This window comes from Pseudomonas sp. CCI1.1, from assembly GCF_034348165.1.
Lineage (GTDB): Bacteria > Pseudomonadota > Gammaproteobacteria > Pseudomonadales > Pseudomonadaceae > Aquipseudomonas > Aquipseudomonas paracarnis.
In genome coordinates, this window is record NZ_CP133780.1 from 2,139,476 (window position 1) to 2,153,198 (window position 13,723).

At 60.1% G+C, this 13,723-nt stretch carries 14 protein-coding genes; 12 read left to right on the forward strand and 2 right to left on the reverse strand.

What is annotated here, in order from left to right; all coding sequences use genetic code 11:
• Positions 1-43: 43 nt before the first annotated feature.
• Positions 44-592: a TetR/AcrR family transcriptional regulator gene (locus RHM69_RS09200; protein WP_235369491.1), complete on the reverse strand. Its 549-nt coding sequence runs from the start codon at positions 590-592 to the stop codon at positions 44-46.
• A 237-nt stretch (positions 593-829) separates the two neighbouring features.
• Here RHM69_RS09200 and RHM69_RS09205 point away from each other — a divergent pair, with 237 nt between their 5' ends.
• Genes RHM69_RS09205 through RHM69_RS09215 form a run of 3 tightly spaced genes read left to right on the forward strand, consistent with a single transcriptional unit; the run spans position 830 to position 3,678 of the window.
• Positions 830-1,657, forward strand: coding sequence for an FAS1-like dehydratase domain-containing protein (locus RHM69_RS09205; protein ID WP_069557044.1), 828 nt, complete (start codon positions 830-832; stop codon positions 1,655-1,657).
• A gap of 27 nt (positions 1,658-1,684) precedes the next feature.
• Positions 1,685-2,848: an acyl-CoA dehydrogenase family protein gene (locus RHM69_RS09210; RefSeq protein WP_044275681.1), complete on the forward strand. Its 1,164-nt coding sequence runs from the start codon at positions 1,685-1,687 to the stop codon at positions 2,846-2,848.
• A gap of 11 nt (positions 2,849-2,859) precedes the next feature.
• Positions 2,860-3,678, forward strand: coding sequence for an HpcH/HpaI aldolase/citrate lyase family protein (locus RHM69_RS09215; RefSeq protein WP_044275680.1), 819 nt, complete (start codon positions 2,860-2,862; stop codon positions 3,676-3,678).
• A gap of 78 nt (positions 3,679-3,756) precedes the next feature.
• Here the strand turns inward: RHM69_RS09215 and RHM69_RS09220 are convergent, their stop codons facing one another.
• Positions 3,757-4,995 (reverse strand): OprD family porin, encoded by a 1,239-nt coding sequence (locus tag RHM69_RS09220; protein ID WP_069557045.1) that lies wholly within the window; start codon positions 4,993-4,995, stop codon positions 3,757-3,759.
• 263 nt (positions 4,996-5,258) lie between these two features.
• Between RHM69_RS09220 and RHM69_RS09225 the strand changes: the two genes are divergently transcribed.
• The 9 genes from RHM69_RS09225 to RHM69_RS09265 all read left to right on the forward strand — a co-directional run bounded on the left by RHM69_RS09225 (position 5,259) and on the right by RHM69_RS09265 (position 13,665).
• Positions 5,259-6,455, forward strand: coding sequence for an acetyl-CoA C-acetyltransferase (locus tag RHM69_RS09225; RefSeq protein ID WP_069557046.1), 1,197 nt, complete (start codon positions 5,259-5,261; stop codon positions 6,453-6,455).
• 13 nt (positions 6,456-6,468) lie between these two features.
• Entirely contained in the window at positions 6,469-7,329 is an 861-nt protein-coding gene (locus RHM69_RS09230) for an alpha/beta fold hydrolase (protein ID WP_069557047.1), read from the forward strand.
• A gap of 33 nt (positions 7,330-7,362) precedes the next feature.
• On the forward strand, positions 7,363-8,253 hold the full coding sequence (locus RHM69_RS09235) for an MBL fold metallo-hydrolase (protein WP_044275676.1): 891 nt from the start codon (positions 7,363-7,365) through the stop codon (positions 8,251-8,253).
• Between the two features lie 91 nt (positions 8,254-8,344).
• Positions 8,345-9,268, forward strand: a complete 924-nt coding sequence (locus tag RHM69_RS09240) for a LysR substrate-binding domain-containing protein (RefSeq protein ID WP_044275675.1) — start codon at positions 8,345-8,347, stop codon at positions 9,266-9,268.
• 123 nt (positions 9,269-9,391) lie between these two features.
• Positions 9,392-10,444, forward strand: a complete 1,053-nt coding sequence (locus RHM69_RS09245; RefSeq protein WP_069557048.1) for a cyclase family protein — start codon at positions 9,392-9,394, stop codon at positions 10,442-10,444.
• Positions 10,445-10,466: 22 nt separating this feature from the next.
• Positions 10,467-11,168 carry an SDR family oxidoreductase gene (locus RHM69_RS09250; protein ID WP_044275673.1) on the forward strand — a complete coding sequence of 234 codons (702 nt, stop codon included), beginning with the start codon at positions 10,467-10,469 and terminating at the stop codon, positions 11,166-11,168.
• 201 nt (positions 11,169-11,369) lie between these two features.
• Entirely contained in the window at positions 11,370-12,074 is a 705-nt protein-coding gene (locus RHM69_RS09255; protein ID WP_044275672.1) for a 3-oxoacid CoA-transferase subunit A, read from the forward strand.
• The gene (locus RHM69_RS09260) at positions 12,071-12,793 is read left to right on the forward strand and encodes a 3-oxoacid CoA-transferase subunit B (RefSeq protein WP_371914716.1); all 723 of its coding nucleotides are present in this window, start codon (positions 12,071-12,073) and stop codon (positions 12,791-12,793) included. The genes RHM69_RS09255 and RHM69_RS09260 overlap by 4 nt, the downstream gene beginning before the upstream one ends.
• Complete coding sequence (locus tag RHM69_RS09265; protein WP_069557049.1) at positions 12,790-13,665, forward strand: acyl-CoA thioesterase; 876 nt, start codon at positions 12,790-12,792, stop codon at positions 13,663-13,665. The genes RHM69_RS09260 and RHM69_RS09265 overlap by 4 nt, the downstream gene beginning before the upstream one ends.
• Positions 13,666-13,723: the final 58 nt, after the last annotated feature.

The window sequence follows — 13,723 nt, forward strand, 5'->3', positions numbered from 1 at the left end:
AATGTGCCCATTTTCGTTATTGGAAGTCGGCCTTCTCCTTTCGCTAATGACTCTTGCCTGTTGCAGCGCCACTCAGTGGTCCTGGCAAATCGCAAGGCGCTTGCGCAAGAATCAGTGCCACCATGGAATGGATCAGATCCAGGCGGGCGCGTGCCGTGAGCTTTAACGCAGCCAGCCAGCTGGGCGTTTGATTGAGGAGCGTGACAATACTTTTTGCGCGAACTCGATCGCATGCCGAAGTGCCAACCGCTGCCGCGATGACCTGTTCGTAGCGGGCGCGAAGGCTGTCGGCTTGACTGAGCCAAGGCTCATTCAGGTGTCGCCACTCTCGCTCCAGTAGCTGGAAATGGCATGGCATGCGGTCCTGCAGGCTCAGGTGCATTTCAATGATCTTGCGCAGCCGGTTGGGTGGACTGACTTTGCGCTGAATCATCGCCCCCTTGCTCTGCAGTAATCCCAGCAGCTCTTCAAGTAACTCGTACAGCAGAGCTTCTTTGCTCTCTATGTGGTTGTAGATTGAACCGCAATTGATCCCCAGCGCCGAGGCAAGCTCGCGCATGCTGACGTTGGTGTAGCCGTTGCTCGCAAACAACGAAAGCGCCTGTTGGCGTGTGTTCAGAAATGTGTTGATGGCGGCCTGCTCCCACGTAATCCGGGATCAGCATGATCGGCCGCGCCGTTGCCGGCCATTTCAAAGATTGGAAGACCGTGTTGCACCCTCTGCACAGCCTTAGGCAAAGCTTCACACTGACTTACGCAAAAGCAAATTCCCGACCTCCCCTCGCCCCTTCATCCTGTTTGCAACTGCAGTCAACAGGGAATGCTCAGCATGCAAGATTTCGAACCGGGTAACTGGGTGGGCCGAACGCAGATTCGGGATGACCACTTCAGCTTCACTTTGGTACGGCGTATCGCCGCGATGTTCAATACCCCGGCACCCGCCGAGGGCCAGGAGCTACCTTGGCTCTGGCACTGGTGTTTTTTTGATGACTGCGCCGAACAACGCGAGCTCGGCCCTGACGGTCACCCGGCGCTGGGTGAATTCATGCCACCTGCGCATGGACGAAACCGCATGTGGGCCGGTAGCCGGGTCGAGTTCTTGCACCCACTGCGAGTCGGTGAAGCCGCCAGCCGTCATACCACCATCAAGCACATTGAGGAAAAAAGCGGCCGCACTGGATCACTGCTTTTTGTCACGCTCAGCCATGATCTATGGCAAGACGAGCAATTGTGCGTGCGCGAAGAACAAGACATCGTTTATCGCGAACCGAACCCGCCCAAGCTCGGCGCCGGAGATCCGCTTCCCGAGATGCAGTGGTGCGAAACCATCAGCCCTGACCCCCTGCTGCTGTTCCGCTATTCAGCCGCTACCTTCAACGCCCACCGCATCCATTTTGATTGGCCTTACGTCACTCGTGACGAGGGCTATCCCGGCCTGGTCGTGCACGGCCCGCTGACCGCCACCCTCAACCTGGCGGCTTTCGTGCAGGCCAACCCGTTGGCACGGGTTCGCCAATTTTCGTTTCGAGGCATCCGCCCGCTGATCGCTCCCGCCGACTTCAAGGTGGGGGGTCACCATGCCCAAAGCGGTTTCGCCGACCTGTGGGCCGGTGATGGGACCGGTATCAGCCAGCGCGCAAGCGTCGCCTTCGACTGAGTTTTACTTCACTCCATAGGAATTATGATGAATCCCAATCACAACGAAGATTTCAACGCCATTCGCGAAGGCGTGCGCGCCCTGTGCAGCGAGTTCGATACGGCTTACTGGCGCAAGATCGATGAAGAAAAAGGCTTCCCCGAAGCTTTCGTCAAGGCCCTGACTGACGCCGGCTGGTTGTCGGCGATGATCCCCGCCGAGTATGGCGGCTCCGGTCTTGGTCTGGCCGAAGCCTCTATTATTCTTGAAGAAGTGAACCGCTGCGGGGGCAACTCGGGCACGGTTCATGGGCAGATGTACAACATGTTCACCTTGTTGCGACACGGCAGCGACGCGCAGAAAAGTCACTATCTGCCCAAGCTCGCCAGCGGCGAGCTGCGCCTGCAATCGATGGCCGTGACCGAGCCCACTACCGGCACCGACACTACCAAGATCAAGACCACCGCGGTCAAACAGGGTGACAGGTACATCATCAACGGGCAGAAGGTCTGGATCTCTCGGGTGCAGCATTCCGACCTGATGATCCTCCTGGCGCGGACAACACCACTGGCCGAGGTCAAGAAAAAGTCCGAGGGCATGTCGATCTTCCTCGTCGACCTGCGCGAAGCCATCGGCAACGGCCTGACCGTCCAGCCCATCGCCAACATGGTCAATCATGAGACCAACGAGCTGTTCTTCGACAACCTCGAGCTGCCGCTGGACAGCCTGATCGGCGAAGAGGGCAAAGGCTTTCGCTATATCCTCGATGGCTTAAACGCCGAGCGTACGCTGATCGCCGCCGAATGCATCGGTGACGGTCGCTGGTTCATCGAGAAGGCCAGTGCCTATGCCCGGGATCGCGTGGTGTTCGGTCGGCCTATCGGGCAGAACCAGGGCGTACAGTTCCCGATTGCCGAAGCGCATGTCGAGATTGAAGCGGCCGACCTGATGCGCTGGCGCGCCTGCGAGGAATACGACAGCGGCAAGAACGCTGGAGCCAGCGCCAACATGGCGAAGTACCTGGCGGCCAAGGCTTCCTGGGAAGCGGCCAACGCCTGCCTGCAGACCCACGGCGGTTTTGGCTTTGCCTGCGAATACGACGTAGAGCGCAAGTTCCGCGAGACCCGTTTGTATCAAGTGGCGCCAATCTCCACCAACCTGATTCTGTCCTACGTGGCCGAGCATCTGCTCGAACTGCCACGCAGTTTCTAAGGAGCGAAGCCATGAATGGCAAACTGATGCGCTCGGCGCTGTTTGTGCCTGGCAACCGGCCCGAACGGTTCGCCAAGGCGCTGGCCAGTGGCGCCGACGCGGTCATTGTGGATCTCGAGGACGCTGTTCAGGAATCGGACAAAGCCCTGGCTCGGGAAAATCTTGGGCAGTTTTTGCAGGCCACACCCACGGCCCGAGTCTGGGTACGGATCAACATGGCGAGCCACACGCAGCATGCTGCTGATCTAGCATTCTGCGCCGAGCGCTCCGGGGTCTGCGGCGTCATGCTCCCGAAAGCGGAAAGCGCAGAACAAGTGGCTCGCGTCGCTGCCACTGGCCGGCCGGTTTGGCCGATTGTTGAAAGCGCCCTGGGGGTGCAGGCTCTGCCGGCGGTAGCGCAGGTTTTCGGGATTGAGCGGCTGACCTACGGTGGTCTGGATATGAGTCTGGACCTGGGCCTCGTGGCCGGTTCCGCTGGCGCCGATTGCATGCTCGACTCGGTACGCTTCGCACTGCTGCTGCACAGTCGCCTCGCTGGGCTGGCTCCACCGCTGGAAACGGTCTATCCGCGCATCGACGATCCTGACGGGCTTGAGCATTTCGCCGCAAGCGCGCAAAACAAAGGGTTCGCGGGCATGCTGTGTATTCATCCTCGCCAGGTCGAAGTCGTGCATCGGGCCTTACAGCCAACCCCCACCCTGGTGGATTGGGCTCGTCGGGTGTTGGCAGGTTCGGATCAATCCGGCGCCTTTCAACTCGACGGGCAGATGGTCGATGCGCCGGTGATCCAACGTGCTCGCAACATCCTGGCCAGCGTCGCTAACAGCTGACGGTCAACGCTGCCGCCAATGGACCATCAGCCTCTGATGGTCCTTTTTTTTTGGTTGTGTGCGGAAGGTCAACTCACGTTATCTGAACGCGTAGGTGTACGACAGGATCAAGCGATTTTCGTCCAAGTCCCCCAGGGCATCCGAGCGCACCATCGCGTTGCGCCAGCGCACCCCGACGTTTTTCAGCGGTCCGCTCTGGACGACGTAGCTCACGTCCAGATCACGCTCCCACTCCTGGCCGCTGCTACCCGCCACATCGAAGCCGTCACCTTGCAGATAGCGCGCGAGAAAGGTCAGGCCCGGCACGCCGTACGCAGCCATGTCCACGTCATAGCGAGCTTGCCAGGAGCGTTCGTCGGCGCGGGTAAAATCCAGGATCTGCACCACGTTTGCGACGTTTGGGTCAGCGTCTTGCAGGTAAGGAAACGGTGAACGTCCGCGGTTATCCTGAAAGCCGAGACGCCAGGTATGGGCACCTAGTTTGGCCGACAACAGCACCGAAACCAGGCCGTTATCGATCTCGCCGGCCCGTTGGGCGCCGGCGTCAGCAGAATCGAAATACCCAAGATTGCCGCCAAGCTTCCAGCGGCCCAGCGTGTGAGTTGCCACCAAACCGTAGTAATTCTGCTGGTAGACGTCCTCCAGCTCCGCCCGCCAGACAGATGCCGTCAGTTGGGGACCAAAGGCGTAGGAAGCACCGGCATAATCGAAACGATCACTGCTGGCAGTGAAGTTGCCCGCTCTCAAGTCATCGTCATTGGCGCTAGCGTTGCGATAGTTGACGCTGCGAAATTGCCCGACATCAATCATCAGATTGTCCACGTCAGTCGACGTCAGGGCGACACCGTTAAATAATGGTGGCAACAGGCGCGCATCGCTGGACAGCAGCACGGGGGATTTGGGCATCAAGCCCCCCGCCCTGAGCTCGGTTTTTGACACTTTGGCCTTGAACACACCCGAGAGGTCGCTGTACTCGTCCGGCCCGGCATTGCCAAACGCGTTAGGCAGCAGCCCGGTTCCCGCCCGGGCAGCGGATGAATCCAGTTTCAACCCGAGCGCCGCGTACAGGTCAACACCAAAACCGACCGGACCTTCGGTATAGCCGGATTTAACATTGAACATGAAACCATGCGCCCACTCCTCGCGTTTGGACTGTGGTGCATTGTCTTGGCGAAAATCACGGTTGAAGTAGAAGTTTCGCAAACCGAGCGTGGTACTGCTGTCGGCAAGGAAGTCGGCCTGGGCGATGCCAGGAAGGGCCAGCATGGGTGCAACGCAGGTGAACGCGCACGCATGCGCCAAGGGATGCTTCTGCATGAAAAGTGGTTCCCGCTCATTGTTTTTATTGGTCGCCAGGGCGTAGGTCGTCCGGGCGATGCAAGCATGGGCAGCCCCCTTGCGCTTGGGTATTGGGATTTGGTTAATCGGCACTTGCGCTGAGGAAAACACCCCACGCCAGGCATCATTGGTTAAGCAGCGCGAAACGCAGTCTTTCGCTAAACGAAATTGTCTGGGCGGCCAACCAGCGCCATGCTCAATCGACCTAGCCGCACACGCCCATAACAAAAGGTACCAGCGTGATGAAAGACGCATTGATCGTGTCGCCCCTCAGGACGCCTATCGGCAAATTTGGCGGCGCTCTCGCCTCACTGACTGCCGACCACCTGGCGGCGACCGTTATTCGAACGCTGGTGGAGCGGTTGAATATCGCCCCTGACACGCTGGATGAAGTCATCGTTTCCCAGTCTTATGCCAACAGCGAAGCTCCTTGCATGGGCCGTTACGCCGCTCTGCTGGCCGACTTGCCGATAGAAGTGCCCGGCTATACGGTCGATCGTCGTTGTGGTTCCGGTCTGCAAGCCATGGCCGATGCCGCGATGCGCATCCAGACCGGCCATGCCGAGGCCGTCATGGTCATTGGCGTCGAGAGCATGAGTAACATCGAGTACTACAGCAACGACATGCGCTGGGGTGCGCGCGCCGGCAGTGTGAAACTGCATGACCGCCTGGAACGAGGCCGCGAGCGTTCACAGCCCGAGACCCGTTTCGGGCGCATTTCGGGCATGCCGGAGACCGCTGAGAACCTGGCTCAGGATTTCCACATTTCGCGTGACGAAGCGGATCGCTTCGCCGTGCGCAGCCACTTGAATGCAGCAGCGGCATGGCGCGAAGGACGTTTTGCCGACGAGGTCATCGACGTGGACGTACCGCGCAAACGTGGCGCTAGCGAACGGGTGAGCATTGACGAAGGCATCCGCGCTGACGCCGACCTGGACACCATGGCTGGCCTGCGCACTCTGTTGCCGGACGGGATCTGCACGGCCGGCAACTCGAGCCAGCAAAATGATGCCGCTGCAGGTTGCCTGGTGGTCTCTCGCGAATACGCAACACGCCACGCCTTGCAACCAATCGCCAGATGGGTGGATTGGTCTTCGGCAGGTTGTGAACCGGCACGCATGGGTATAGGCCCGGTGCCCGCAGTGGCCAAACTGCTGCAACGCACGGGCCTGAGCCTGGCCGACATGGACCTGATCGAGGTAAACGAAGCCTTTGCCGCGCAGGCGCTGGCGGTCTTGCGCGCCTGGGACATGCAGGATATCGAGCGGGTCAATGTCAACGGTTCAGGTATTTCCTTAGGCCACCCGATTGGCGCAACCGGTTTGCGCATCATGACCACCCTGCTCCATGAAATGCGTCGCCGTGACGTGCGATACGGTCTGGAAACCATGTGCATCGGCGGCGGCCAGGGTATGGCCGCGATCTTCGAGCGCGTCTGAACGAGGCATGAACATGAAGTGGCTGAAGGCAAATGATCAAGTGCTAAGGTACGAACTGAGCCCAACGACGGGCCCGGTGCTGGTATTGATTCATGAAATGGGCGGCGCCGTGGAAAGTTGGGATCAGGTCTGCGGCCTTCTCAAGGGTAAATTCCAGACCCTGCGCTACGACGTGCGCGGCTCGGGACTTTCGCAAAAGATCGTTGGTGAAGTCGATCTCGACGCGCACGTTGACGATCTGGCTGCGCTGCTGGATGCGTTACAGATTCAAGGGCCAGTGGCCCTGGCCGGGGTCGCTGTAGGCGCTGCCATTGCCATTCGTTTTGCAGCCCTCCACCCGCTGCGAGTCAGCCACCTGATCGGCATGGCGCCGGCCTGCGGCGTGGCGCCCGCGGCCCGGGAAGCCACATTGGAACGCGCCCAGGCGATTCGCTTGCAAGGTTTGAACACACTGATCCCGGCGCTTCTGGACAAGACCTGGCCCGAACCCTTGCGCACCGACGCTGGCGAATTCGAACGGTTCAGCTTGCGCTGGCTAAGCGCTGACCCGCACAGCTTTGCCGCTATCTTCTCCATGCTTGCGCGCATGGAACTCGAGAGCGATTTACCGCGCTTGCCGCTCCAGACACTGCTGGTTGCCGGTGAATACGACAGCCTGCGCCCCCCTGCAGAAATCCACCGGCTCGCCGCTTTCGCCAGCCATATCGAAGCGCTACAGGTTGCCTCAGGCCACTTTATGCCGGTACAGAGTCCGCGTTGGGTCAGTGCACTGCTCGATCATTACATTCTTGAGGGCCGTACTGGCGCCGAGATTTACCAGGTATTCATGGCCCAGCCGGAACATCGGGTTGCCACCAGCGGACACGCTGCCTGACTGAGCCTTATACGAGAAAAGGAAAAACACCCCATGATGCAGTCACGCATGATCGGCGATATCAAAGTCACGCGAATCCTCGAATACGCAGGGCCGACCCATGATCCGGCTTTTCTGTTCCCCTCGATCGATCGCAGCGTACTTGAAGAGCACAGCGAATTGATGGCCCCGAATCACTGGGTGCCACACATGAATAAATTGATCGTTACCATCCAGTTCTGGGTGGTTCACGCGGGCAACAACATCATCGTGGTCGACACGGGCGTCGGCAACTTCAAGCCCCGTGCCGGCATTGCCCGGATGAACATGCTCAATACCCTGGTCCGCGAATGGATGACCGCTGCCGGTGCGGCGCCGGAAAAAGTCACCCATGTCGTCATGACGCACTTGCACGCCGACCACGTGGGCTGGAATACCAGCTGGCAAGACGGCCGCTGGGTGCCGACATTCCCTAACGCCAAGTACTACATTCCCAAGGAAGACTTCTTGTTCTGCAAGGAAGGCAAGAACAAGGCGTCGGACGTCATCGACGTCTTCGGCGATGCATTTTTTGACAGTGTCATGCCCATCATCGATGAAGGGCTTGGCGTGATGATGGAGGCACCGCAGGAAATTGCCGATTGCCTGGTGGTCGAGCCAGCGCCAGGACACAGCCCGGGACAAGTGGTTTTCCGCGTTCGTTCTGGCGGCGAGGAAGGCGTGTTCTGCGGCGACATCCTGCACAGCCCGATTCAAATCGTCAGGCCAGACGTCAACTCCGGTTACTGCATCTGGGAAGACACCGCACGCACGACACGCATGGAGTTTCTCAACCGCGCCGCTGATCGGGAAGCGCTGATCATGCCAGTGCATTTTGGCGAACCTCACTGCGGGTATGTGCGCCGCCAGGGCAACGGTTTTCTGTTCGAGCCGGCGCAGTGGTAAATCCGCCGGGAACACGGCGCCGTTCATCCGTGGACAGACGATGGCTGCTGCCACTACCTTGGGTCACCCCTGACCGAGAAGTAGAGCACTGATGGCGACTCATTTTGATATCACTGATTTCCGCTTGTTCATCAACATCGCGGAAACCAGCAGCCTGACGCGCGGTGCCGAGCGTTCCTTTCTATCGGTACCGGCGACCAGCAACCGCATCAAGAACCTGGAGGACAACCTGGGCATGCGCCTGCTCGAACGCTCACCGCAAGGAGTGACGCTGACGAACGCGGGCAAAACCTATCTGCAACATGCGCGACTGATCCTCGCGCAACTTGCGTTGCTCACTGGGGACCTCCAGGAATATGCCATTGGCTTGAAGGGACAGTTGCGGTTGCTGGCCAATACCACGGCGATTACTGAATATTTGCCACCAGTCGTTGGCGAGTATCTGAAGACTCACCCGGACGTGCACATCGACATGCGCGAGCGCCTTAGCGACGATATCGTGCGCAGCATTCGCGATGGCGCCGCGGATCTCGGAATCGTCTCTGGCAGCGTGGTCACCGAAGGTCTGCAAAGCGTGCCGCTGGTCTCCAGTCGCCTGATGGTCATTGCCCCGCTTGGGCATCCGATACTGACCAACAGCGAAGTGTTTTTCAAAGAGGCGTTGCAATACGCGTTTGTCTCACTGCTCGAAGGCAGTGCTATCCACGTCTTCCTGAGCCGAGCCGCCGCCGCACTGCACACGCCGTTGACGATTCGCGTACAAGTCGCGAGTTCTGATGCGATTTTCCGAATGGTCGAGGCAGGTGCTGGCATTGCCATCGTGCCCCAGGCTGGATTTACCCGGCTCAAGGGTCAGCAGAACATCGGTTCATGCGCCCTGCTCGACCCTTGGGCAATCCGCACGTTCCAGCTCTGTGCTCAGGATTTTGACGGGCTTTCATCTTTCGCCCGGGATTTTGCCAACAGCCTGATCGAATGGTGCCACGCCTCCGAAGCCGCAGCCCCCGGAAGCTGATCCACGACTGACACGCCGCAGTCGAGCAAACGATACCGATGCTCAAAGCGCCTGTGCGAAGCGGGCCCGCAGCCTGTCGGCGGCTGACGGCCGCTTGAAATTTACAATATTGAGGAACGCCAGATGTTCCATCACCGCTGGAAACATCGTCCCGAAGGATCGAACTGGGGGGATTTTGGCCCCGACGACCAGAAGGGTCGCCTCAACCTGCTGACCGCGGACAAGGTTCTACAGGGCATCGCCGAGGTCCAAGAAGGCCTGGCTTTCTGCTTGAGTCTGCCGCTGGACTACCCGGGCGGCAACGCCATGAACGTCAACCGCCGGCCACCGATTTTACGCCCGTTGCTGCGTAAAGGCGGGGTCAACATGAACTATCAGTATGACCGCATCCAGGCCGGGCGCCCCGATGTATTGAGCGACGACCTGGCCATTCTGCATTTGCAGTATTCCACTCAATGGGACGCCCTCTCGCACGTTGGCGCGCTGTTCGACGCGGACGGCGACGGCGTGCCTGAACCGCTGTATTACAACGGATACGCAGCGGGTATCGATGTCGTTGGCCCAAGTGAACTTGCCGATTGTGGCGTCGAGGGGCCGATTGCTCCGCACAGCACCTCATGTGCCCACGCCCTGGGCATCGAACGCATGGCCGAAACTTGCGTGCAAGGCCGCGGAGTGATGATTGACCTGCACCATCACTACGGTGACGCGCGTGTCCATATCGGCTACGACGAGTTGATGCACGTGCTTGACGCCGACCAAGTGCAAGTCGAACCCGGCGATATCGTCTGCCTGCACACCGGTTACGCCGAAGCGCTGCTCGGGATGAACAAGAACCCGGATCCCCAGGCCCTGGAGGCACTCGGAGCCGTGTTGGACGGTAATGACCAGCGCCTCCTGCAATGGATCACTGACAGTGGATTGGTCGCTATCGCTGCGGACAATTACTCGGTGGAAATATTCCCCAACGGGCAAGGCGATGGCTGCTGTTCGGTCATGCCGCTGCACCACCACTGTTTGTTCAAACTGGGCATTCATCTGGGCGAACTGTGGCACCTCACGCCCTTGGCCAAATGGTTGCGCGCCCACCAGCGCTATCGTTTTCTGCTGACCGCCCCGCCCTTGCGCCTGCCGGGCGCCGTTGGTTCGCCGTTGAATCCTGTTGCCACCGTCTAGAACCCCTCAAAGGAGTACAAGCATGTCCAGAGAACGCGTATTGATTACTGGCGGCGCGTCAGGTATTGGCGCGGCGATTGCGCAGCGTTGCATCGAAGACGGTTTCGAACCGGTGGTGATCGACCGTATCGGCGATGGCCTGATCGCTGACCTCAGCAACGTTGAAGCCACCGCACAGGCATTGGAACAAGCGCTTCGCGGCGGTCCCATCACCCGGCTGGTCAACAACGTCGGCAGGGTGTGTCCCAACAACGCGCAAGAGCAGAGTCTTGAGGAGTTGGAGCAGGTCTGGGCGCTCAACCTGCGTTGTTCGTTGCAGTGCATGCAAGCGCTGTTGCCCGGCATGAAAGAGGCCGGTTTCGGGCGCATCCTCAACATGTCGTCACGCGCGGCCTTGGGCAAGGAACTGCGCAGTGCCTACGCCGCTACCAAGGCAGGATTGTTGGGCATGACCCGCGTCTGGTCGCTGGAGCTGGGCCGCTTTGGCATCACGGCCAACGCGATCGGCCCCGGGCCGATCCGCACCGAACTGTTTGAGCGGGCCAATCCGCCAGACAGCCCGTGCACGCAAGCCATCATTGATTCAGTGCCAGTTCAGCGCCTGGGTTTACCGGAGGATATTGCCCAGGCTGCCGCGTTCTTTCTGGACGCCCGCAGCGGCTTCGTCACCGGTCAGGTGCTGTATGTCTGTGGCGGCATGACAGTCGGCGTGGCGGGTGTCTGAGTGAAGGTCGGGCGGCTGTTAACCACCGGTTAATCAAGCCTTCCGAACACCGAAATTGTGGCTGGCGGCCGGGTTGGGCAAGCTGATCCAACCAGGAAGTCGAAGCGTCTTGGCCACGCACCCGGCGCTTCGTCTGCCTGTACCCGTCTCTATCCCGACTCTGGCGGTAACGGCGCAAGATTCACAACAAGGACTCCATCCATGATCGACAAGCTTTCCACCAGCGTCCAGGCGGCTTTGGCTGATATTCCCGACGGAGCCACCATCGCGGTGGGCGGTTTCGGCGGCGCAGGTATGCCCGACGACCTGATTGACGCGCTGATTGAACAGGGCGCTTGCAACCTGACGCTCGTCAGCAATAACGCAGGCCAGGGCGATACCGGGCTTGCGGCACTGCTCAAGGCCGGACGCGTTCGCCGCATTCTCTGCTCCTACCCGAGGATGACCGGCTCGCACGTTTTCGAAACGCTATACCGGGCGGGAAACATCGAACTGGAGATAGTGCCTCAAGGCAATCTGGCAGAACGCTTGCGCGCTGCCGGCGTGGGTGTCGGCGCGTTTTTTACCCCTACCGGCTTTGGCACGTTGCTGGCCGAAGGTAAAGAGACCCGCACCATTGAGGGTCGCGATTACGTACTCGAGTATCCCATTCACGTCGATTACGCCTTGATCAAGGCCGAGGCTGGCGACCGCTGGGGAAACCTGGTGTACCGAAAGACGGCACGCAACTTCGGCCCGGTGATGGCCATGGCGGCGAAAAACACCATTGCCTCCATTGAGCGCTTCTGCGAGCTGGGAGAGCTGGACCCCGAGACCATCGTTACGCCAGGCATCTTCGTCAAGCACCTGGTGTTGCGTCGCGACCAGGCCGCCGTAGCGACGGCACCTATAAATCTAGCGGGATGATTGGTATGGACAAGAATGTACGTAATGCCATGGCGCAACGCGTCGCCCGAGACATCACCGAAGGCTCTTATGTCAACCTCGGTATTGGCCTGCCGACTCTGGTTGCCAACCACCTGCCGCTGGATAAAGACTTCTTCCTGCACAGTGAAAACGGCGTCATGGGCCGCTGGCAAGCGGCCGCACCCGGGGAAGAAGATTGGGACATGATCAACGCCGGCAAAGAACCGATCGAACTGGCTCCTGGCGGCGCTTTTTTCCACCATGCGGACTCCTTCGGCATGATGCGCGGCGGTCACCTGGACGTGTGCGTATTGGGTGCATTCCAAGTGTCTGCCAGCGGTGACCTGGCCAACTGGCACACCGGCGCACCGGATGCGATTCCCGCGGTGGGTGGCGCCATGGACCTGGCGATCGGCGCCAAGCGCGTCTACGTCATGATGGAACACCTGGGCAAGGACGGTCGCAGCAAGTTGTTGCCGGCGTGCACTTACCCATTGACCGGGCTCGGTTGCGTCAGTCGTATCTACACCGAACTGGCGACCCTGGACATCACCGCGACCGGCGTAAAAGTACGTGAGTTGATCGGCGGCATCACCCCGCTGGCCCTGCAGGACGTAACCGAAGTGCCGCTGGACTTCAGTGCGCTGAACGCGCATGAAGTCGCGTCGACTGCGCAGCCGTCGATGGACCATCGCCCACTCGCGACGCTGACGCCATGAACAGTGGGCGTCGTTGGGACCAGCGCGATCTCACCGAGTTGCTGACCCTGGAACCGGCAGGCCAACACAATTGGCACAGCTATGCCTGCGACATCAATGCCAATGGCCGGGTCTACGGCGGTCAGTTGCTGGGGCAAGCGCTGTGGGCCGCAGCGCAAACGGCGCCGGGGCGTAGCCCGAGCATGTTGCAGATGACCTTTCTGCAGGGCGCCCGCCCAGATGACACCATCGAATACAGCGTCGAAGCGCTGCAAGACGGCCGACGCCTGTCCACCCGCCATGTCTATGGCGTGCAAGGCACCGGGGTGGTCCTCAGCGCCAACGCCAGCTTTCAGGCGGCACAGTCCGAGCCTGGCGAGCCGCACCGGTTGCAAATGCAAATGCCTGCACCGGAAGGCCTGCCGACGCTGGCCGAACTGGCCGAGCAGTACGCCTCGGACAGCGCAGCCGTGCAGCTTGGTTTCAGCGGCCGGCCTTTGCTCGATATCCGCTTGATTCATCAGGATGCTTTCGAGCAGCCCGCCGCCCGCCGCGACATCGCTTACTGGGTGCGCTTGACCCAACCGCTCACGGCCGAAGGCTGCCTGCATCATACGGCGCTGGCCTACCTGTCCGACGGTTGGCTGAATGCCAGCCTGGCGCCCGCGCATGGGATGCTCGATCTCTGGCAAAACCATTACGTCAGCAACCTCAACCACACGCTGTGGTTTCACAGCTTGGAGATCAACGTCAATGAGTGGTTGCTGTTCGTCAACGATGCCGTGCGCAGCCTGTCAGGTAGAGGGCTTAACATGACCCATATCTATCGGCAAGACGGCCGCCTGGTCGCCAGCATGGCCCAAGATTTGTTGATTTCTCCACGCGATGCCTAAGCATTAGCCAGGTTGGAAGGCCGGGTTTTGCAAAGGCAAATGGGCGCCATCCGCTAAC

Coding starts and splice junctions, on each gene's coding strand:
- RHM69_RS09205 (WP_069557044.1), top strand. CDS start 830: ATGCAAGATTTCGAACCGGGTAACTGGGTGGGCCGAACGCAGATTCGG.
- RHM69_RS09210 (WP_044275681.1), top strand. CDS start 1,685: ATGAATCCCAATCACAACGAAGATTTCAACGCCATTCGCGAAGGCGTG.
- RHM69_RS09215 (WP_044275680.1), top strand. CDS start 2,860: ATGAATGGCAAACTGATGCGCTCGGCGCTGTTTGTGCCTGGCAACCGG.
- RHM69_RS09220 (WP_069557045.1), bottom strand. CDS start 4,995: ATGCAGAAGCATCCCTTGGCGCATGCGTGCGCGTTCACCTGCGTTGCA.
- RHM69_RS09225 (WP_069557046.1), top strand. CDS start 5,259: ATGAAAGACGCATTGATCGTGTCGCCCCTCAGGACGCCTATCGGCAAA.
- RHM69_RS09230 (WP_069557047.1), top strand. CDS start 6,469: ATGAAGTGGCTGAAGGCAAATGATCAAGTGCTAAGGTACGAACTGAGC.
- RHM69_RS09235 (WP_044275676.1), top strand. CDS start 7,363: ATGATGCAGTCACGCATGATCGGCGATATCAAAGTCACGCGAATCCTC.
- RHM69_RS09240 (WP_044275675.1), top strand. CDS start 8,345: ATGGCGACTCATTTTGATATCACTGATTTCCGCTTGTTCATCAACATC.
- RHM69_RS09245 (WP_069557048.1), top strand. CDS start 9,392: ATGTTCCATCACCGCTGGAAACATCGTCCCGAAGGATCGAACTGGGGG.
- RHM69_RS09250 (WP_044275673.1), top strand. CDS start 10,467: ATGTCCAGAGAACGCGTATTGATTACTGGCGGCGCGTCAGGTATTGGC.
- RHM69_RS09255 (WP_044275672.1), top strand. CDS start 11,370: ATGATCGACAAGCTTTCCACCAGCGTCCAGGCGGCTTTGGCTGATATT.
- RHM69_RS09260 (WP_371914716.1), top strand. CDS start 12,071: ATGATTGGTATGGACAAGAATGTACGTAATGCCATGGCGCAACGCGTC.
- RHM69_RS09265 (WP_069557049.1), top strand. CDS start 12,790: ATGAACAGTGGGCGTCGTTGGGACCAGCGCGATCTCACCGAGTTGCTG.